General features: G+C 28.4%; 20 protein-coding genes. 10 read left to right on the top strand and 10 right to left on the bottom strand.

Annotated elements, in window-relative coordinates; genetic code table 11:
• The first annotated feature begins 33 nt into the window (after positions 1-33).
• The gene (locus tag PB7211_RS04735; protein WP_008544966.1) at positions 34-801 is read left to right on the top strand and encodes a transporter substrate-binding domain-containing protein; all 768 of its coding nucleotides are present in this window, start codon (positions 34-36) and stop codon (positions 799-801) included.
• A 40-nt stretch (positions 802-841) separates the two neighbouring features.
• Positions 842-1,573, top strand: a complete 732-nt coding sequence (locus PB7211_RS04730; RefSeq protein ID WP_008545477.1) for an amino acid ABC transporter permease — start codon at positions 842-844, stop codon at positions 1,571-1,573.
• Between the two features lie 3 nt (positions 1,574-1,576).
• Here the strand turns inward: PB7211_RS04730 and PB7211_RS04725 are convergent, their stop codons facing one another.
• Genes PB7211_RS04725 through gatC form a run of 7 tightly spaced genes read right to left on the bottom strand, consistent with a single transcriptional unit; the run spans position 1,577 to position 8,179 of the window.
• Positions 1,577-2,056: a thermonuclease family protein gene (locus PB7211_RS04725; protein ID WP_008545589.1), complete on the bottom strand. Its 480-nt coding sequence runs from the start codon at positions 2,054-2,056 to the stop codon at positions 1,577-1,579.
• On the bottom strand, positions 2,019-3,389 hold the full coding sequence (locus tag PB7211_RS04720) for an MATE family efflux transporter (protein ID WP_008545454.1): 1,371 nt from the start codon (positions 3,387-3,389) through the stop codon (positions 2,019-2,021). The genes PB7211_RS04725 and PB7211_RS04720 overlap by 38 nt, the downstream gene beginning before the upstream one ends.
• A 7-nt stretch (positions 3,390-3,396) precedes the next feature.
• The gene (gene trhO / locus PB7211_RS04715; protein ID WP_008546062.1) at positions 3,397-4,305 is read right to left on the bottom strand and encodes an oxygen-dependent tRNA uridine(34) hydroxylase TrhO; all 909 of its coding nucleotides are present in this window, start codon (positions 4,303-4,305) and stop codon (positions 3,397-3,399) included.
• Entirely contained in the window at positions 4,305-4,955 is a 651-nt protein-coding gene (locus PB7211_RS04710; RefSeq protein WP_008544813.1) for an O-methyltransferase, read from the bottom strand. Before PB7211_RS04710 ends, trhO begins: the two co-directional genes overlap by 1 nt.
• Before the next feature lie 4 nt (positions 4,956-4,959).
• Entirely contained in the window at positions 4,960-6,435 is a 1,476-nt protein-coding gene (gatB, locus tag PB7211_RS04705) for an Asp-tRNA(Asn)/Glu-tRNA(Gln) amidotransferase subunit GatB (protein ID WP_008545475.1), read from the bottom strand.
• Positions 6,435-7,892, bottom strand: coding sequence for an Asp-tRNA(Asn)/Glu-tRNA(Gln) amidotransferase subunit GatA (gene gatA / locus PB7211_RS04700; RefSeq protein ID WP_008544077.1), 1,458 nt, complete (start codon positions 7,890-7,892; stop codon positions 6,435-6,437). Before gatA ends, gatB begins: the two co-directional genes overlap by 1 nt.
• On the bottom strand, positions 7,892-8,179 hold the full coding sequence (gene gatC / locus PB7211_RS04695; RefSeq protein WP_008545447.1) for an Asp-tRNA(Asn)/Glu-tRNA(Gln) amidotransferase subunit GatC: 288 nt from the start codon (positions 8,177-8,179) through the stop codon (positions 7,892-7,894). Before gatC ends, gatA begins: the two co-directional genes overlap by 1 nt.
• Before the next feature lie 50 nt (positions 8,180-8,229).
• Between gatC and ruvX the strand changes: the two genes are divergently transcribed.
• Genes ruvX through PB7211_RS04660 form a run of 7 tightly spaced genes read left to right on the top strand, consistent with a single transcriptional unit; the run spans position 8,230 to position 14,874 of the window.
• On the top strand, positions 8,230-8,685 hold the full coding sequence (ruvX, locus tag PB7211_RS04690) for a Holliday junction resolvase RuvX (RefSeq protein WP_008545432.1): 456 nt from the start codon (positions 8,230-8,232) through the stop codon (positions 8,683-8,685).
• Between the two features lie 42 nt (positions 8,686-8,727).
• A complete protein-coding gene (locus PB7211_RS04685) occupies positions 8,728-9,669 on the top strand; it encodes an aspartate carbamoyltransferase catalytic subunit (protein ID WP_034399243.1) in 942 nt (313 codons plus the stop codon).
• Positions 9,670-10,956 carry a dihydroorotase gene (gene pyrC / locus PB7211_RS04680; protein WP_008546016.1) on the top strand — a complete coding sequence of 429 codons (1,287 nt, stop codon included), beginning with the start codon at positions 9,670-9,672 and terminating at the stop codon, positions 10,954-10,956. It begins immediately after the preceding gene.
• Positions 10,957-10,958: 2 nt separating this feature from the next.
• Positions 10,959-11,537, top strand: coding sequence for a glycerol-3-phosphate 1-O-acyltransferase PlsY (plsY, locus tag PB7211_RS04675; RefSeq protein WP_008545945.1), 579 nt, complete (start codon positions 10,959-10,961; stop codon positions 11,535-11,537).
• A gap of 38 nt (positions 11,538-11,575) precedes the next feature.
• Complete coding sequence (topA, locus tag PB7211_RS04670; RefSeq protein ID WP_008545028.1) at positions 11,576-14,158, top strand: type I DNA topoisomerase; 2,583 nt, start codon at positions 11,576-11,578, stop codon at positions 14,156-14,158.
• Positions 14,155-14,409 carry a hypothetical protein gene (locus tag PB7211_RS04665; protein WP_008544132.1) on the top strand — a complete coding sequence of 85 codons (255 nt, stop codon included), beginning with the start codon at positions 14,155-14,157 and terminating at the stop codon, positions 14,407-14,409. The genes topA and PB7211_RS04665 overlap by 4 nt, the downstream gene beginning before the upstream one ends.
• A gap of 3 nt (positions 14,410-14,412) precedes the next feature.
• Complete coding sequence (locus tag PB7211_RS04660) at positions 14,413-14,874, top strand: RidA family protein (RefSeq protein WP_008545457.1); 462 nt, start codon at positions 14,413-14,415, stop codon at positions 14,872-14,874.
• Between the two features lie 3 nt (positions 14,875-14,877).
• Here PB7211_RS04660 and PB7211_RS04655 read toward each other — a convergent pair whose 3' ends face one another.
• Positions 14,878-16,176 carry a UDP-glucose dehydrogenase family protein gene (locus PB7211_RS04655; protein ID WP_008544324.1) on the bottom strand — a complete coding sequence of 433 codons (1,299 nt, stop codon included), beginning with the start codon at positions 16,174-16,176 and terminating at the stop codon, positions 14,878-14,880.
• Positions 16,173-16,988 carry a UTP--glucose-1-phosphate uridylyltransferase gene (locus PB7211_RS04650; RefSeq protein ID WP_008544962.1) on the bottom strand — a complete coding sequence of 272 codons (816 nt, stop codon included), beginning with the start codon at positions 16,986-16,988 and terminating at the stop codon, positions 16,173-16,175. Before PB7211_RS04650 ends, PB7211_RS04655 begins: the two co-directional genes overlap by 4 nt.
• Before the next feature lie 4 nt (positions 16,989-16,992).
• On the opposite strand from PB7211_RS04650, the gene PB7211_RS04645 reads away from it, so the two are divergent.
• Positions 16,993-17,838, top strand: a complete 846-nt coding sequence (locus tag PB7211_RS04645) for a pantoate--beta-alanine ligase (RefSeq protein WP_008544801.1) — start codon at positions 16,993-16,995, stop codon at positions 17,836-17,838.
• Positions 17,839-17,840: 2 nt separating this feature from the next.
• Here PB7211_RS04645 and mgtE read toward each other — a convergent pair whose 3' ends face one another.
• The gene (gene mgtE / locus PB7211_RS04640; protein WP_008545366.1) at positions 17,841-19,214 is read right to left on the bottom strand and encodes a magnesium transporter; all 1,374 of its coding nucleotides are present in this window, start codon (positions 19,212-19,214) and stop codon (positions 17,841-17,843) included.
• Between the last annotated feature and the right edge of the window lie 41 nt (positions 19,215-19,255).

Below are 19,255 nucleotides of genomic sequence, written 5' to 3'. Positions count from 1 at the left end.
TTTTTTATTCCTAATTTTAAGCTAAAAGACATTATGAAAAAAATAATCTTGCTTGCACTTTTAGTGCTTTTACCCTTATCAGTTAACGCAGAGTCAAAATTAGATCAAATAATAGCATCTGGTGAATTAAAAGTTGGAACTACAGGAGACTGGGATCCAATGACAATGAAAGATCCCGCTACAAATAAATATAAAGGTTTTGACATAGATGTTATGAACGAATTAGCAAAAGATATGGGTGTTAAAGTAACTTTTGTACCAACTGAATGGAAAACAATAGTTTCTGGAATCACTTCAGGTAGGTATGATATTTCAACAAGTGTTACTAAAACTGCAAAAAGAGCTGAAGTAGCTGGATTTACATCTACATATTATAAATATGGTACAGTTCCACTTGTTCTTAAAAAGAATTTAAACAAATTTCCAACTTGGGACTCTTTAAATAAAAATGGTGTTAAGATAGCCACTACATTAGGAACCTCTCAAGAGCAAAAAGCTAAGGAATTCTTTCCTAATTCAACATTAAAATCTGTTGAAGCTCCAGCTAGAGATTTTCAGGAAGTTTTAGCAGGTAGAGCTGATGGAAATATTACAAGTTCGACTGAAGCAAATAAATTAGTTATCAAATATCCTCAGCTAGCAATAGTACAGGATGGTGAAAAAAATCCTGCCTTTTTAGCAATGATGGTGCCAAAAAGTGATACTGTTTGGAATGATTATGTGAGTAAATGGATTGAGAAGAAAAAAAATTCTGGTTTTTTTGCAAAACTATTATCCAAGTATAATCTTAAAAGCTTATAATCAGTTAGATATTACTATTTAATTCTCTATAACTTTAAGAGTGAAAAATATTTTTTTTTTACTTTTAATTATTCCGCTCTCTTCTTGTACAGATCAAGAATTGGGATGGTTTATAATTTCTCCAAATAATATTGAAGGATTAACAAATCTAAAATTCTTATTAAGCGGTTTAACAACTACTATTTATATATCAGTAGTATCAATTATTATATCTATGTTTCTTGGACTAATAGTTGCTATTCCCTCTCTAGCTAAAAATAAATTTTTAACTTATATTAATATTGGTTATGTTGAGATTGTAAGAGCTGTACCACTATTAGTCTTAATCTTGTGGATCTATTATGGATTGCCAATAATGACTGGGATTAGCTTTAGTCCATTTGTTTCTGGGATAATTGCTCTAGCAATAAGTGAAAGTGCATTTCAGGCTGAAATCTTTAGAGCAGGCATAAATTCAATAAAAAAAGCTCAATGGGAAGCTGGAAGCTCACTAGGCTTAAATTTTTTCAAAAGATTGAGATTGGTAATTTTACCTCAAGCAATAAAAAATATATTGCCAGCGATAGGAAATCAGTTTGTATATGTCTTAAAAATGTCTTCATTAGTATCAATAATTGGTATTGGAGATTTAACTAGAAAAGCAAATGAATTAGTTGTCACAACTTATCGTCCTTTAGAAATTTATACTTTTTTGATATTAGAATATTTGGTTTTAATCTTAATTGTTTCTTTCTTTGTTAGAAAATTAGAAAAAAATTTAAAAAAAGATTAAATATTAATTTTTTTTTCTCCAATCCCATGGATAGTCAAATTCCATTGACCACATTCCAAGTTTATTAGATTTAGCAAATTCTTCATCAGATATAAATTTTTTAGAGTATTTTCTATAAGCAAATGCATAACCACTTCGAACTAAATAACTTGATAAACTCTCATTATTAACAAAACATTCTGCTAGTATTCTTTTGTATCGATCTTTACCTTCTTTTACACAAGTCACTTTGTTATTTCCAATTTTATCAACAAGGATTCTTTTAGCATTTAATCCACATAAGATTTTTATGTCATTTTTAATACATGTTTGTTTTAACTCTGGAGTATCTATGCCACTAAATCTAATATTATCTCCATTTAATTTAATAGTATCACCATCTGTTATTCTAATATCTTGTGATTTGATATCAGTGTAAGTAAAAAAAAATACTAATACTGAAATACTAGTAACTAAAATGACTTTTCTTTTGCTTAAATACATTGTTTAAGAAATATCCAATGAATATGATTAGAGCAATACCCATTACCCAATTAGTAGCCATTATTGTATAAAATATATCAGTATAATCACCACCTCTTATGTTAATAACATACCACAAAGAAAGAAATGGAAATGCTGTTAATCGTAAAATACTTAAATACAAACTGTATATAGGTCTCTTTAATGCTTGAAACACAGCGGTTGTAATAAAGAATACTGGGTAAATTGGGCCAATTAAAGCTGCAATCTTAAGATATATCGCACCATAAATAATAGCCTCTGGATTATCTGTAAATTGTGAGACAAAAAATTCTGCACCAAAAAATAATATTATACCTGCTGCAACCATAAATGATGATCCAAATAAAAGAGCCTTTGAATAAAGCTCTCTAATTCTATTATATTCTTTTGCACCAAAATTTTGTCCGCCAATAGATAGTACTGCTGTATTTAAGCCAATTACTGGTAATAAAAAAACTTGTTCAACTCTTAAAGCTGCACCATATCCTGCTGTAGCTAAATCTCCAAATTTACCTATAAAATATAAAATATTAAAAATTCCAACACCAATAAACAGCATGCTAAACATTACTGGGATGGATTGTTTTGTTAATGCATTTAAATAATCAAATTTAGGAATAAAGCATACTAGTTTTAAATATTTTCTTATTTTGCATTGATTAACTTTGTAGGCCAAATATATTGTACCTAATAACTGAGATATAACAGTGGCAATCGCAAGACCTGCGATCCCAAATCCTGGTATAAAGCCATAACCCCATATAAATAATGGGTTTAAAAAAATATTTAAAAAGAAACTAAAAATTAATACATTTCTATAACTCCTAGTATCCCCTTGAGCATTGAGAGTGCCATTTAAAGATATTTGTATAAGTACAATAAATGTTCCATAAAAAATAATATCTAGATATTCCCGAGTAAGTGCTATCCCTGAAATATCAGAACCCATAATGCCTAGTAAAAAATTTGAAGCATTCAGACCAAAAAGAGTTACCAATATAGAGATGAATAAAGCAAAAATTAACGATTGAGCAATATACATTGAAGCTATACGTTCTTTTTTTTCACCTATAGAATTTCCAATTATTGAATTTGTTGCAGCCCCTATACCAACGCCAACTGCAATAATTGTAAAATATATTGGAAATGACTTAGCGATTGCTCCTATAGCTTCAGCAGATATTTTACCTGCAAACCAAGTATCAACTAAATTATAAAACGTTTGGAATAACGATCCTACACTTGCAGGTATTGTTACTTTTCTTAAGAGATCCCAGATAGGATCTTTTGTTAAATTTATTTTTTTTGACAATTTATTTCTATTTAAATTCTTTTTGGAATATATGCTTTGAACCAGTCTTTTTAGCAAGATTTATTTGTTTTTGTCTCATTCTAAATCGTTCTTTTTGAATTTCTGTTAAATTATCGTGACAATTTGGACATGAAACACCCTCCTCATATTTTTTAGATTTTTTATCTTTAGAGTTAATTGGCTTTCTACATCCACTGCACATAAAATAACTTCCTACTTTAAGACCATGCTTGAGACTAATTCTGTTATCAAAAACAAAACACTCACCTTTCCACATGCTATCTTTCTTCTTGATCTTTTTAAGATAATTTAAAATACCACCATTCAATTGATAGATATTTTTAAAGCCCTTTTTCTTTAAATATACTGATGTTTTTTCACATCGAATACCGCCAGTACAAAACATAGCTACAGGTTTATCTTTTTTTAATTTATTTAAATATTTTGGAAAATCCCTAAAATTTTTAACATTAGGATTTACTGATTTTTTAAATGTTCCTACATTATATTCAAAATGTTTTCTTGTATCTATTATGTGAGTATCTTTTTTTTTGATTAATTTATTCCATTCATTTGGATTTAAATGAGTTTCTAAATTTCTTTCTTTAGAATTTAAAATTAAATTCATTGGCACAACTTCTTTTTTAACTTTAACTTTAGGTTTATGGAATGGCTGAAATGAACTTTTAGAGTTATTGCTGTTATCGAATTCTTTAAAAGAAAACATTTTTTTTAATCTATGAATAGTACTTTTTATATCTTTTAATTTTCCAGATATAGATCCGTTAATACCTTCGTGAGCAATAATAATAGTTCCTCTAATCTTTTTATTTATTAAAAAATCTTGGAGTAAAACTTTATTTTTTTTTAATGATTTTATTTTTATAAATTTATAAAATCCTAATACTTCAAACATTATAAAACTCTACAGATAGTCATCCCATCCCCCAAAGGTACTATAATTTGCTCTACTCTCTTATCGTTAGATACATGATTATTAAATTCTCTAATATTCACTGTATATTTATCTAGATTATCTTCATCTGCTACTTCACCATGCCATAAGACATTATCAATAATTATTAACCCATTCTTGTTAATTAACTTTAATGATCTTTCATAATATTCTTTATAATTCATCTTATCCGCATCAATAAAAACCATATCAAATTTAGTATTTTTTAGTTCATTTAAACTTTCAAGAGCTGGCTTTATTATTGTTTTAATTTTATGATCTTGTTTGGCTTTTTTAAAAAAATTTAAAGCAACCTTATTTGTTTCTTCATTTTTATCGAGTGTTATAAGTTTTCCGTTATCAGGTAGAGCAAGTAAAATTGAAAGTGCGCTAAGTCCTGTAAAGGTTCCAATTTCTAGTACATTTTTAATATTTGTGATCTTTATAATTAAATGAAAAAAATGACATTGGGATGGATCAACTTGCATCCTCTTGATATCACCTAGTGTATTATTATAATCAATTATTTCTTGTTGAACTGGGTGTAATTTTAAACCAAAATCGTTAATATAATTTTGTAATTTTTTTGTTATTTCTAGGTTTGCACCCATCTTATTAAAGCTTTTTCTTTAATATCTCGTTTATCAATTGAGGGTTAGCTTTTCCACCTGAAACTTTCATTGCTTGACCTACAAAGAAACCAAATAGTTTTTCTTTTCCATTTTTATATTCAATGGCTTTCTCTCTATTATCGTCGATAATTTTATCTATTAAAGCTTCCAGGGCTTTAGGGTCACTTTCTTGTTTTAATCCTTTTTCTTCAACAATGATTTGTGGATCTTTATCTCCATCCATCATCAACTCAAATATTGTCTTAGCAATTTTACCTGAAATCGTTCCGTTTTTAATTAAATTAACTAGCTTTGCTAAATTTTTGGCACTTATAGGGCTTTGAGAAATCTCAAGATTTTTATTGTTTAAAACTGCGAATAACTCCCCTGTTATCCAGTTAACAGCTAATTTAATGTCTTGGTTTTTACCCATCTTAGCTACGACTTCTTCAAAATATTTAGCAGTATCAATATCAGAAACTAATATTGTTGCTTCATAAGGAGAAACTTTGAATTCATCAATAAATCTTTTCTTTTTATCGTCTGGTAGTTCTGGGATATCTTTTTTAAGATTCTCTATGAATTCATCAGTAACTTCTAATGGTAATAAATCTGGATCTGGAAAATATCTATAATCATGAGCATCTTCTTTTGATCTCATTGATCTTGTTTCATTTTTTTTTGTATCAAATAATCTAGTTTCTTGATCAATTGATTTACCCTCTTCAATTAAATCAACTTGTCTATTAGCTTCATAGTCAATTGCCATTTGCATGAACTTAATAGAATTAACATTTTTAATCTCACAACGTGTTCCAAGTTCTTTAGAGTCTTTTAATCTTACAGAAACGTTTACATCTGCTCTTAAAGAACCTTCTTGCATGTTACCATCGCATGTGCCTAAATATCTCATTATAGATCTAAGTTTTTTAATATATGCACTAACTTCATCGGGTGATCTCAAATCAGGTTTACTCACTATTTCCATTAAAGCTACGCCTGATCTATTTAAATCAACTAATGTATTTTGAGGATCAATATCATGAATACTTTTTCCAGCATCTTGTTCTAAATGAAGTCTTTCTATACCAACTTCTTTTTGTCCATTGGGCATATCTAGCACAACTTTACCCTCACCTACGATTGGATACTTAAATTGGGATATTTGATAACCTTGAGGTAGATCTGCATAAAAATAATTTTTTCTATCAAATACTGATCTTTTGTTAATTTGGGCTTTTAAACCAATTCCAGTTTTAATTGCTTGTTTGACACAAAATTCATTAATCACAGGCAACATTCCAGGAAAAGCAGCATCAACTAAACTAACTTGTGTATTAGGCTCTGCACCAAATTTAGTAGATGATGATGAAAATAACTTAGAATTAGAAGTTACTTGTGCGTGAACTTCTAAACCAATAACAACCTCATAAACATTGTCATATCTTTCAATCAAATATTTAGATTTATCTTTGGTCATTATTTAATCCACCAATCAGTAATCTTATTTTTAAAACCAATTTTTTCTTCCATTGCATAGGCAACATCTAATATTTCTTGCTCTTTAAAAGCTTTTCCAATTATTTGTAATCCAAGTGGATAGCCTGCTGCGTCATGACCTGCAGGAATAGAAATAGCTGGTAGTCCAGCTAGATTTACTGGAACTGTAAATATATCATTTAAATACATTGAAACTGGATCATCTTTTTTTTCACCTATTTTAAAAGCTGAGCTAGGTGTTGATGGTGTTAGGATTGCATCTACTTGTTTATACGCTTCATCAAAATCATTTTTAATTAATTTTCTAACTTTTTGAGCTTTTAAATAATAAGCATCATAATATCCTGATGATAAAACGTATGTACCGATCATTATTCTTCTTTGAACTTCAGCACCAAAACCTTCGGATCTAGTTTTTTCATACATATCAATTAAATTTTCACCCTTAGCTCTAAAGCCATACTTTACACCATCATATCTTGCTAAATTTGATGAAGCTTCTGCAGGAGCCACTATATAATATGTAGGCAAAGCATAACTAGTGTTAGGAAGAGAAATATCTATTATTTCAGCACCACAATCTTTTGCGTATTGAATTCCCTTTTGCCATAAATCTTCTATTTCCTTTGGCATACCATCTACTCTGTATTCTTTAGGAATACCTATTTTTTTTCCTTTAATATCTTTGTTTAATTCTTTGCTATATTGATTTCTTTTAAAGTCTATTGATGTAGAATCTTTTTTATCATAAGTGCTGATAACTTCTTGTAGCAATGCACAATCTTTGACATTTTGAGCCATAGGTCCTGCTTGATCTAAAGATGAGGCAAAAGCAACAATTCCATATCTGGAGCAACTTCCATAAGTTGGTTTTAAACCTACAGTTCCAGTAAATGATGCTGGTTGTCTAATAGATCCACCTGTATCAGTTCCAATTGTAATAGGCGTAAGTTGGCCTGATACAGCTGCTGCTGAGCCGCCAGATGAACCACCTGGTACTAATCCTTTGTCTATTGGATTTTGAACATTTCCATAATAACTTGTTTCATTTGATGATCCCATCGCAAATTCATCACAATTTAATTTACCAAGTAAAATAGCACCCTCATTCCATATATTTTGAGTAACAGTGGACTCATAAGTTGGAACAAAATTTTCTAAAATTTTACTACCAGCAGTAGTTCGAACATTTTCAGTACAAAATAGATCTTTTACAGCCATAGGTATGCCTGGTAATTTTAAATCAAAATTAGGGTTTTGATCAAATTTTTTAGCTTTATCAATTGCATTAGAAAAATCCTCGGAAATATAAGAATTTAATTCTTTTGATTTTTCTGAACGGTCTATAAATGCTTTGGTAACTTCCTCTGAAGATAATTCTTTATTTTTAATATTATCTACTAAAGATGTTAATGATTGATTGGTTATGTTGGGCATTATTCAACTACCTTTGGAACTACAAAAAAATCTTCATTATCTTCGGGTGAATTTTTTATAATTTGTTCTCTAATATTTTCACTTTTAATCTCATCAGATCTAAATTTTAATGTCGTTTCAGCAACTGATGTCAATGGCTCAACATTATCTGTTTTTAGTTCATTTAATTTTTCAATAAATTCAAATATTGAGTTTAAATCACCAGCTAGTTTTTCGGCTTTTTGTTCATCAACAGAAATTCTTGATAATTTTGATATATGTTTTATGGTTTTAAGATCAATGGTCATATGGTATTTAGATATGTCGCAAACTATCACTTAAGTTAAAAATATACAATATGATCACTATCGAAGATTTAAAAAAAAAGCAGTCTGAAACCTCTAGATTAATTGGATTAGACCTTGGCTCAAAAAGAATTGGTGTATCAATTTGTGACGAAAAGCAATCTATAGCCACACCTTTTAAAACAATAAATAAGACAAATACTAACGAATTAATTAATGAACTAAAAAAAATTATTGAGGAATACGATATTAAAGGAATTGTAGTAGGAAATCCTATCAATATGGATGGAACATTGGGAAGATCGTCTCAATCAGTAAATGATGTTTCTGACAACATAGACAAGGCAATTGATATTGATGTTTGCCTGTGGGACGAAAGACTTTCTACGGTTGGAGCATTTAATTTGTCTAGTCAACTAGATGTAAATGTAAGTAAAAGGGAAAAAAATATTGATCAAAATGCAGCAGCTTTCATACTTCAAGGAGCAATAGATTTTTTAAACAATTAATGCTTGCCATAAAGCTTCTTTATGACTATAGAGTTAATTTTAATGGCAACTAAATCAAACAAAGCTATTAAAATCTCTCAAAAACATTTGTTAGGCATCCAAGATTTATCAATTAATGATGTTAATTTGATTCTAGATGAATCTCAAAAATTCATAAAACTTAACCAAAGTAAGAACAAAAGATTGAATGTTCTAAATGGAAAAACACAAATTAATCTTTTTTTTGAACCCTCGACTAGAACACAAAGTTCATTTGAATTGGCAGGAAAAAGATTAGGTGCAGACGTAATGTCTATGAATATGGGAAATTCAGCAATTAAAAAAGGTGAAACATTAATTGATACAGCAATGACTTTAAATGCAATGCACCCAGACATAATTGTAATAAGACATCAAGACTCAGGTGCTTGTAATCTTTTATCACAAAAAGTAAATTGTGCGGTACTAAATGCAGGAGATGGAAGACGAGAACACCCTACTCAAGCATTACTTGATGCTTTAACAATAATTAATAGGAAAGATAAAATTCAAGGATTAAGAATTGCAATTTGTGGAGATATTCTCCACTCAAGAGTAGCTAGATCTAATATTTATTTATTAACTATGTTAGGTGCTGAAGTAAATATTGTAGCACCATCAAATCTTATGCCTAAAGAAATAGAAAAATTTGGAGTAAATACTTTTACCGATATGAAAAAAGGACTAAAGGATTGCGATATTGTGATGATGTTAAGACTTCAAAATGAAAGAATGACCAGTTCATTTTTATCATCAAATCGAGAATATTATGAATATTATGGCTTAACACCAGACAAGCTAGATCATGCAAAACAAGATGCAATTATAATGCATCCTGGTCCAATGAATAGAGGGATTGAAATTGATACAAGATTAGCTGACGACATTAATAAAAGTGTAATTAAAGAACAAGTTGAACTAGGTGTGGCTGTTAGAATGGCATGTTTAAAAATATTTTGTGAATAAATGAAAAAACAATATTTTATAAATGGAAATATTATAGATCCTCATAATTCTATTAATGAGAATGGAGGTTTAATTGTCAGTGAAGATGGAAAAATTGAAGCTGTTGGCAAAAAAGTAAATGTAAATAATTTACCCACCAGAGAAAAACCTATTGACTTAAAAGGAAAATATTTAATTCCTGGTATTGTTGATATGAGAGTTTTTGTGGGTGAACCAGGATATGAATATAAAGAAAATTTTAGAACCCTAAGTAATGCGGCATTATCAGGAGGAGTTACATCGGTTGTGACCATGCCAAATACTAATCCAATAATAGATAATGTTTCAATTGTAGATTTCTTAAAAAGAAGAGGTAGAGATAAATCTAAAATAAATATATTCCCTTGTGCATCGCTTACACAAAATATCGAAGGGACCAACATGACAGAATTTGGATTATTAGCAAAAAAAGGAATAATAGCCTTCACTGATGGCGTCAAAACAATCCAAAATACGAGCTTAATGTCCAGAATAATGAATTCTGCAAAAGATTTGGATTGTTTAATTATGCAACATGCAGAAGATTATCATCTTTCTAAAAATGGAATGATTAATTCTGGAATAATTGCAACAAAACTTGGGTTATCAGGTATACCAGATATTGCAGAAAGAATAATAATTGAAAGAGACTTAACGTTACTCGAGAAAAATAAATGTAGATATCACATTTCTCAACTTTCATCAGCAAAATCAGTTGAAGTAATTAAAGAGAGAAAAAATGATATCAAATTCACTTGTGGAGTATCAGTAAATAATCTTTCATTAAATGAGAATGATATTGGTGATTTCAAAACCTTCTTAAAATTATCACCACCGCTTAGAAAAGAGGAAGATAGAGAAGCATTAGTTCAAGGGTTAAAAGACAAAACTATTGATGTAATTGTCTCAGATCATAAACCTGAAGATGAAGAGTCGAAAAGATTAACTTTTTCACAAGCTGCAACTGGAGCATCTGGAATTGAAACGTTGTTATCACTAAGCCTAGAATTATACCATAATGGTTCAGTTAAACTTGAAACCATAATTCAAGCATTAACATCAAATCCTGCAAAAATTCTTAGAATAAACAAAGGAAATCTTACAATAGGAAATGATGCAGATTTTTGTATTATAGATTTAGATAAACCTTGGATTGTAAAAAAAGAAAATCTAATTTCAAAATCAAAAAATACGTCAATAGAGGATAAAAAATTGCAGGGCAAAGTCACTAATACCTTTGTAAAAGGTAAGGAATTATTTAAAATATAATAATGGAATATTTAATTGTTGGAATAATTTCATATCTAATGGGTTCAATACCATTTGGTTATATTTTAACAAAAATTTTCTTAAAACAAGATATTAGAGAAATTGGATCTGGTAATATCGGGGCTACTAATACTTTAAGAACAGGAAACAAATTAATCGGTTATTCTACATTAATCTTAGATATAGCTAAGGCAATAATTCCAGTTATTTATGTCAAAATAAATTATCCAGAACTTATATATATAGCATCGTTATGTGCCTTTTTAGGACATGTTTTTCCCATATGGCTTAAATTTAAAGGAGGTAAAGGTGTTGCAACATACGTAGGAATTTTATTTTCAATAAATATAATATTAGGAATAATTTTTGTTTTAAGTTGGGGAATAATATTTTTGATCTTTAAATACTCCTCTTTGTCATCAATAATTGGTTCTTTATCAATTCCAGTTTACTTGATTATTACAAGTCAGATAAAAGATGTTATCTTTTTTGGAATAATGTTCATTTTGATCTTTTACACTCATAGAGAAAATATTAAACGACTTAAAAATAAAGAAGAAAATAAGACTAAAATTTATTAATTTGACTATCAAAGACTTTTGAGTAGTTTGATAAAATAATGAATCTAGTCATAGTTGAGAGTCCAGCAAAAGCTAAAACAATAAATAAATATTTGGGTGATAATTATACTGTTTTAGCAAGTTATGGGCATATAAGAGATTTGCCATCAAAAAATGGATCTGTTGATCCTGATCAAAATTTTAAGATGGAATGGGAAGTTGATAGTTTTTCTAAAAAATATTTAAAAGAAATTACAGATGCGGCAAAAGACTCATCTAAAATTATTTTGGCAACAGACCCAGATCGTGAAGGAGAAGCAATAGCATGGCATGTAAAAGAGTACTTAAGCGAAAAAAAGCTTTTAAAAGATAAAGCAGTTGAAAGAGTAGTCTTTAATGAAATTACAAAAAAAGCAGTCACACATGGTATTGATAACCCTAGACAAATTGAGCCTTTGTTAGTCGATGCTTATATGGCAAGAAGAGCTCTTGATTACTTAGTTGGCTTTAATATCTCGCCTATTCTATGGACAAAATTACCAGGATCAAAATCAGCTGGTAGAGTACAATCTGTAGCTTTAAAACTTATAACAGAGAGAGAACATGAAATTGAGTCATTTGATCCAGAGGAATTTTGGACATTAAGTATTAATTTTCAAGATGAAAAAAATAATTTAATTACCGCAAGTATTTCTCAATTAGATGGAAATAAAATAGAAAAATTTTCCTTTAAAAATAAAATCGAAATCAATAAAGCGATAGAAAATATTAAAGATCAAAAGTTTAATATAAGTGATATTTCATCAAAAATTATTAGCAGAAATCCATCTGGTCCATTCACGACATCAACTTTACAACAGGTAGCTTCAAGCAGATTAGGTTTTGGAGCATCAAGAACAATGCAAATTGCTCAAAGACTATATCAAGGTATTGAAATTGATGGAGAGACAATAGGGTTAATTACTTATATGAGAACTGATGGAACTAATCTTTCAAAAGATGCTGTTTCTGATTTTAGGGGTTTTATTATAAATCAATACGGAAAAGAATACCTTCCCGATAACCCTATAAATTACTCAGGTAAAAAAGCTAAAAATGCCCAGGAGGCTCACGAGGCAATAAGACCTACAGATATAAATAGATCACCAGATTCTGTTAAAAAATATTTAAGTACAGACCAACAAAAACTATACAATTTGATCTGGACTAGAGCTTTATCATCACAAATGGAAACAGCAAAATTTGATAGGAATACGATTACAATAACTTCTACAGATAATAAAACAATATGTAAGTCTAGTGGTTCTGTGCTGAGATTTGATGGTTATTTGAAAGTATTTCCAAGTCTAAGTAAAGATGATGATGAAACAATCTTGCCAGAAATGAAAAATGGACCGATTAATATTGAGTCACTTATAGATGAACAGCACTTTACACAGCCTCCTCCAAGATATTCTGAGGCAAGTATTGTAAAAAAATTAGAAGAGCTTGGAATTGGTCGACCCTCTACTTACGCAAGTATCATATCAACTATTGCAAATCGTGGATATGCAGAAATATTAAATAAAAGGTTTTTTCCAACAGACCGAGGAAAATTAATATCTGCTTTTTTAGAAAAATTATTTTCTAAATATGTAGATTATAATTTTACAGCAGGATTAGAAGATCAACTAGATGAAATAACAACAGGTAAAGAAAGTTGGATAAAGGTTCTAGAGATGTTTTGGAAGGATTTTAATAACAATGTTTCAGAGGTGAAAGAGAAAAGAACTAGAGAGGTTTTAGATTTATTAAATGAAAGTCTAGGAACATTAATATTTGACAAAGATGCGGATGGAAAAGTTGTAAGAAAATGTCAATTATGTGAAACAGGATCTTTGAGTTTAAAAAATAGCTTTAGAGGAGGTGCGTTTATAGGCTGCTCAAATTATCCTGAATGTAAATTTACTAGGCCACTCTCTAAAGCAAAAGCCGCAGCACAGGCTCAATTAGCAGAACCAAAATTTATTGGCAAACATGAAAATGGAAATGATATATTTCTAAAGAATGGAAGGTTTGGCCCTTATTTACAATATGAAAAAATATTAGATGAATTGCCTCAAGAAAAAACAACTAAAAAGAAAAAAAAAGTAAAAAAACTTAATGATGTTAATGAACTTTTAAAGAATGTTTCAATACCTAAAGGTTTAGAGCTTGAAAGTATTGATCTTGAAAAAGCTCAATTTTTGTGCTCTTTACCAAAATCACTTGGTATTAATCCTGATAATCAAAAAGAAATCTTTTTAAATACAGGAAGATTTGGACCCTACTTAAAATGTGAAAATAAATCTGCAAGAATAGAAAATGTTGAGGAAATATTCTCAATAGGATTAAATAGAGCAGTTACATTAATAGCTGAAGCAAAAACAGGGAGAATGTCTGCCTCAATCATTAAGGATTTAGGAGAACATCCAGAAGATAAAAAACCAGTAAAGGTAATGAAAGGTCAATATGGGCCTTATATCAAATATAAGTCCTTAAATGCTACTATACCTGAAGAAAAAGATCCTACAGAACTTACAATGGAAGAAGCCTTGATCCTTATAGAGAAAAGAAAAGAATACGATAAGAATAAAAAAAATAAAAAAAAGAAAAAGAAATGAAAATTTTAGGTTCAATATTTTTCATCCTATATTTCTTCACTATTCCAGTAAAATCAGAAGAAAATAAATGTGCAGGAATGAAAAAACTTTCAAAGGAATTTATAAAATGTAGTACTATTAATATTAAGGAAAAAACTATTGAAAAAGCATCTGATTTAAAGAAAAATACATCAAATAAAACAAAAAAGATAAAAATGAAATTAAGCGAAACAAAAAATAAAATTACTAATAAGTTTAAAAAAAAGGATTAATAAATGAGTTTTGAAGAAAAAATAAAAGAATTGAAAATAGAACTACCAGAAGCAAAATCTCCAGTTGGCTCTTATGTTGCAACAAAAGTTTCTGGTAAATTACTTTATGTTTCTGGACAAATTTCAATGACTTCAAATGGAGAGCTAATTAAAGGAAAAGTTGGTAAAGATCTTAACACGGAAGAAGCCTATAAAGCTGCAGAAAGATGCGGGTTAAGTATTGTTGCTCAAGTTAAAAAAGCATGTGAAGATGACTTTTCTAAAGTTAAATCATGTATTAAGCTAACTGGATTTGTTAATTCAACAGATGATTTTACAGAACAACCAAAAGTGATTAATGGGGCATCAGACTTGATAGCTTCGATATTTGGTGAAGCAGGAATGCATACTAGAGCAGCAGTAAGCACTAACAGTCTTCCGTTAGGTGTATCGGTTGAAGTTGATGCGATTTTTGAATTAAATTAATATTTATCTTCCTATAGAAAAGTAGTTAATTTTCTGATTTTTCATTTTCGCTGGAGAATATATATTTCTCATATCAAAAATTTTAAAATTATCTTGTTTTACGATTTTTTTGAAATCTAAAAATTTAAAATCATTCCATTCTGTATGTAAAACAATTAAATCACTCTTTAGACATGCAGAGAAAATATCTTTGCAATATCTAACATTCTTTAATTTTTTAAATTCATTTTTTTCTCCTGAAGGATCGTAATATTTAATTTTAGCATCTTTTTTATTTAGATATTTAATCATTGGAATGCTGGAAGCCTCACGCATATCATCTGTATTTGGTTTAAAAGTAACACCTAAAAAAGTGATAACTTTATTCTTAAGTTTATTTTTAAGAATTTTTTCAAGTTTTTTTGTAAGAAGTACTTTTCTTTTTTCGTTAGATGTGACAACACTATTAACAATAGATAAATCGGTTTTAAATTTTTTAGCAGTATCAATTAAAGCTCGAGTATCTTTTGGAAAGCAAGATCCACCATAAGCTGGACCAGCTCTTAAAAATCTTTCTCCAATACGCTGATCAGAACCCATCCCCGAAGAAATATCTTTAATATCAACACCAGCCTTTTCCGTCAAATTAGCTAATTCATTAATGAATGAAATTTTTGTAGCTAAAAAGGCATTAGAGGCATATTTGATTAACTCAGCACCTCTTCTAGAAGTGTTAAAATATCTACTATTCTTTTTTATTATAGGTGAATAAAGTGATTTTAAAATTCTATTAGCTTTTTTACTTTCTGTGCCAATTATTACTCTATCAGGATAAGAAAAGTCTCTAATAGCTTCACCCTCTCTTAAAAATTCTGGATTAGATACGACATCAACTAACTTTTTATTCTTTAATCTAATTAAAATCTTTTCAATCTTATCTCCAGTGGTAACTGGTACTGTAGATTTTGTAATTATAATTTTATATTTTGATATTACTTTTTTTAATTCATTAGCTACTTTAAATACATATTTTAAATCAGCAGAATTACTATTTTTTTTTGTAGGGGTACCAACACAAATAAAAATAATATCAGAATTTTTAACAGCTTTCTTTAAATCGGAAGTAAAAATTAATCTCTTTTGCATATAATTTTTTTTTAAAATTTCTTCTAAACCAGGTTCATAAATAGGAACTATACCGTTATTTAGTAAATCAATTTTTTTTTTATCTTTATCCACACAATAAACTATATTTCCTAAGTCAGAAAAACACACACCGCTAACAAGACCTACATAGCCTGTACCTATCATGCAGAGTTTCATAATTTTGCAATTTCCTTCGATGAGTTAATATATCCATCCATTGTTCCACAATCTAAATATTTTCCAGTAAAGTTATGAGCTATAAATTTTTCTTTATCATTGATTAATAACTGAATTGCATCTGTAATATGTATTTCACCCCCTTTACTAGGTTTCAATTTTCTCAATTTAGTAAAGATTTTTTTAGGCAATATATATCTTCCTATAACAGCTTTATTGGAAGGCGCTTCTTTTATTTTAGGTTTTTCAATAACACCTTTGATCGAATAATCTGTTATATTTAATTTTTTATTAATTTTATAAATTCCCCATCTAGAAACCGTTTTCTTATTAACACTCATACTTGCCATTACTGAGGATTTAAATTTATTATGAGTTTGAATCATAGATTTAGAACAGTTTTTTTTAATTATTAGATCATCAGGCAACAACATTAAGAAATACTTATCTTTAATATATTTCTTAGTTTTAAGAACCGCATCACCAGTTCCTTTTGGCTTATTTTGATAAACAAACTTAATCATTTTTCTATATTTTAAAATTTTTTTATATTCTTTTATTACTCTTGGATCATTCTTCTTTTTAATCAACTCCTTATAAAATTTATCATTATAAAAATACTTTTTAATCATCTTCTTTCTTTTTGATATAATGAAGATTATTTGTTTAATACCTGCATCAATGCATTCGTTTATTATGTATTCTAAACCAGGTTTTCCATTTATAGGTAAAAGTTCTTTAGCAAACACACTAGTTAAAGGCAGCAATCTAGTGCCAAGTCCAGCTAGAGGAATAATAGCTTGTTTAATCATTTAAATGTTTTACTTATTAAATATTTTAATACAAATGAAAATTTTATTAAACAATCAGACATTAATCAAAACATTGAGGCCATTTAGTGATATTGGGTTTGTTCCTACTATGGGTGGAATTCATGATGGTCATATTTCGCTAATAAAAAAATCAATTAAATCAAACAAAAAAACTATAGTGAGTATATTTGTTAATCCAAAACAGTTTAATAGCATAAAAGATTTCAAATCTTATCCTTCAAGTATTAAGGATGATTTAACAATTTTAAAGAGAATTAAAAAATTAGATTATGTCTATATTCCTAAATTTAAGCATATTTATGAAAATAATAAACGTTCAAATATAAAGATTGAAAAAAAATACAAAATTCTCTGTGCAAAGTTTAGAAAAGGACACTTTGAGGGTGTATTAGATGTTATGAATAGATTAACAAAAAAAATTAAGCCTAAAAATATATTTATGGGAGAAAAGGATTTTCAACAATTTTTTTTAGTAAAAAATTTTATTGAAAAAAGATTTGATACAAAAATTATTGGATGCAAAACAATAAGAAATAGAAATAATTTGGCCTTATCTTCAAGAAATTTTTTATTTAAAAAAAAAGAATTGAAACAAGTTGAAAAAATTTCGAATAAATTTTTAAAACTAAAAATAAAAATCAAAAAAATAAGAGAAATTAATAAATTTTTACAAAAATCAAAAAAAGAAATTGAAAATTTTTTTGATATCAAAATTGAATATTTAGAGAATAGAAGTATTAAAAATCTATCTAAATCAAACAAATATAAAGGTTCTAGAATATTTTTAGCTTATTATTTCAAAGACATCAGATTAATTGATAATTTTTAAATTTATAAGAAATATGCACCTACACCTAAAAAAGATACAAAGCCAATTACATCAGTAATTGTTGTCACAAATACACTTGATGCAATTGCAGGATCAATATTCATTTTTTTAAGTGTTACAGGAATTAAAATACCAAAGAGACCAGCTATTATCATGGTTAATATCATTGAAATTGAAATTATTATTGAAAGAGTATTATCTTGGAACCATATCTGAACAATAAAAGCACTTATAGCTGCAAAAATAATTCCATTTAAAATTCCAATAGTAAATTCCTTTAAAACATTAGATGAAAAATTATTTTCTGTTAAATCATTTGTTGCTATTGTTCGAACAGTTACAGCCAGAGTTTGCATTCCAGCATTACCACCCATTGATGCAACTATAGGCATCAAAAAAGCTAATACCACCATCTGTTCAATTGTTGCACCAAATAAACTAATGCACCAAGTTGCTAAAAAAGCTGTAAATAAATTTAATAAAAGCCAATTAAATCTTCTTTTAGTTTTAGTTATTACCCCATCTGTTATTTCTTCGTCACCTACCCCAGCTAATCTCAAAGCATCCTCTTCAGCTTCTTCTTGTAATACAGTTAGAACGTCATCACTCATAATCATTCCAACAAGCTTATTATTTTTATCGATAACTGCAGCTGAATTTAAATTATAGTTTTCAAATAAGTTAGCTACTTCTTCTTTATCCATATCTACTGGTATTAGTAATTGAGACTCAGACATAATTGAGAGCATTTTCGTGTCTCTAGATGTAGTTAAAACTCGAGAAGAAGGAACTGTACCAATTGGTTTGAATTCTTCATTGATAATAAAGATTTCTAAAAATTCTTCTGGTAGGTCTTTATTTTCTCTCAAATAATCAATTGTTTGACCTACAGACCAATTACTAGGTATTGCCGTAAATTCACGCTGCATTATTCTTGCAGCTGTATCTTCTGGATAACTCAAACTTTCTAATAGGGCGAAACGATCTTTGGGAGGTAATGAACTAAGAATATTATTTTTATCATCTTCAGGTACATTCTCTAAAATTGATATTGCATCATCTGATTCAAGATTAGTTAAAATAGAGACTATTGAGTCAGATGAAAGATAAGTAATAATTTCTGTCTGAATTGACTCATTAAGTTCAACAAAAACTTCAGGATCAATTTTAAAGTTATTAAGTTTTATTAAACTCTCTCGATCAGATTGATTTAGATGTTCTATAATATCAGCTGCGTCAGCTGGGTGCATTTCTTTAAATGAATTTGTAATAAAAGTAGCATCATTGTTAGCAATCTTAGATGTTACAACTTTTATATATTCTTTATTAAATTCAAAATTTACTTTTTTATCTTTTATTTTTTTAACTAAAGACATAAATCTACCTATAATTTAGATTGGACTATTAATAGATAATT

The sequence above is a fragment of the Candidatus Pelagibacter sp. HTCC7211 genome, from assembly GCF_000155895.1.
In the GTDB taxonomy this organism is placed as follows: domain Bacteria; phylum Pseudomonadota; class Alphaproteobacteria; order Pelagibacterales; family Pelagibacteraceae; genus Pelagibacter.
This window is presented reverse-complemented; position numbering and strand designations above follow the sequence as displayed.

Coding starts and splice junctions, on each gene's coding strand:
- PB7211_RS04735 (WP_008544966.1), top strand. CDS start 34: ATGAAAAAAATAATCTTGCTTGCACTTTTAGTGCTTTTACCCTTATCA.
- PB7211_RS04650 (WP_008544962.1), bottom strand. CDS start 16,988: ATGATTAAACAAGCTATTATTCCTCTAGCTGGACTTGGCACTAGATTG.
- PB7211_RS04725 (WP_008545589.1), bottom strand. CDS start 2,056: ATGTATTTAAGCAAAAGAAAAGTCATTTTAGTTACTAGTATTTCAGTA.
- PB7211_RS04660 (WP_008545457.1), top strand. CDS start 14,413: ATGAGTTTTGAAGAAAAAATAAAAGAATTGAAAATAGAACTACCAGAA.
- topA (WP_008545028.1), top strand. CDS start 11,576: ATGAATCTAGTCATAGTTGAGAGTCCAGCAAAAGCTAAAACAATAAAT.
- plsY (WP_008545945.1), top strand. CDS start 10,959: ATGGAATATTTAATTGTTGGAATAATTTCATATCTAATGGGTTCAATA.
- gatC (WP_008545447.1), bottom strand. CDS start 8,179: ATGACCATTGATCTTAAAACCATAAAACATATATCAAAATTATCAAGA.
- ruvX (WP_008545432.1), top strand. CDS start 8,230: ATGATCACTATCGAAGATTTAAAAAAAAAGCAGTCTGAAACCTCTAGA.
- PB7211_RS04665 (WP_008544132.1), top strand. CDS start 14,155: ATGAAAATTTTAGGTTCAATATTTTTCATCCTATATTTCTTCACTATT.
- gatB (WP_008545475.1), bottom strand. CDS start 6,435: ATGACCAAAGATAAATCTAAATATTTGATTGAAAGATATGACAATGTT.
- PB7211_RS04645 (WP_008544801.1), top strand. CDS start 16,993: ATGTTTTACTTATTAAATATTTTAATACAAATGAAAATTTTATTAAAC.
- trhO (WP_008546062.1), bottom strand. CDS start 4,305: ATGTTTGAAGTATTAGGATTTTATAAATTTATAAAAATAAAATCATTA.
- gatA (WP_008544077.1), bottom strand. CDS start 7,892: ATGCCCAACATAACCAATCAATCATTAACATCTTTAGTAGATAATATT.
- PB7211_RS04685 (WP_034399243.1), top strand. CDS start 8,728: ATGGCAACTAAATCAAACAAAGCTATTAAAATCTCTCAAAAACATTTG.
- pyrC (WP_008546016.1), top strand. CDS start 9,670: ATGAAAAAACAATATTTTATAAATGGAAATATTATAGATCCTCATAAT.
- PB7211_RS04655 (WP_008544324.1), bottom strand. CDS start 16,176: ATGAAACTCTGCATGATAGGTACAGGCTATGTAGGTCTTGTTAGCGGT.
- mgtE (WP_008545366.1), bottom strand. CDS start 19,214: ATGTCTTTAGTTAAAAAAATAAAAGATAAAAAAGTAAATTTTGAATTT.
- PB7211_RS04710 (WP_008544813.1), bottom strand. CDS start 4,955: ATGGGTGCAAACCTAGAAATAACAAAAAAATTACAAAATTATATTAAC.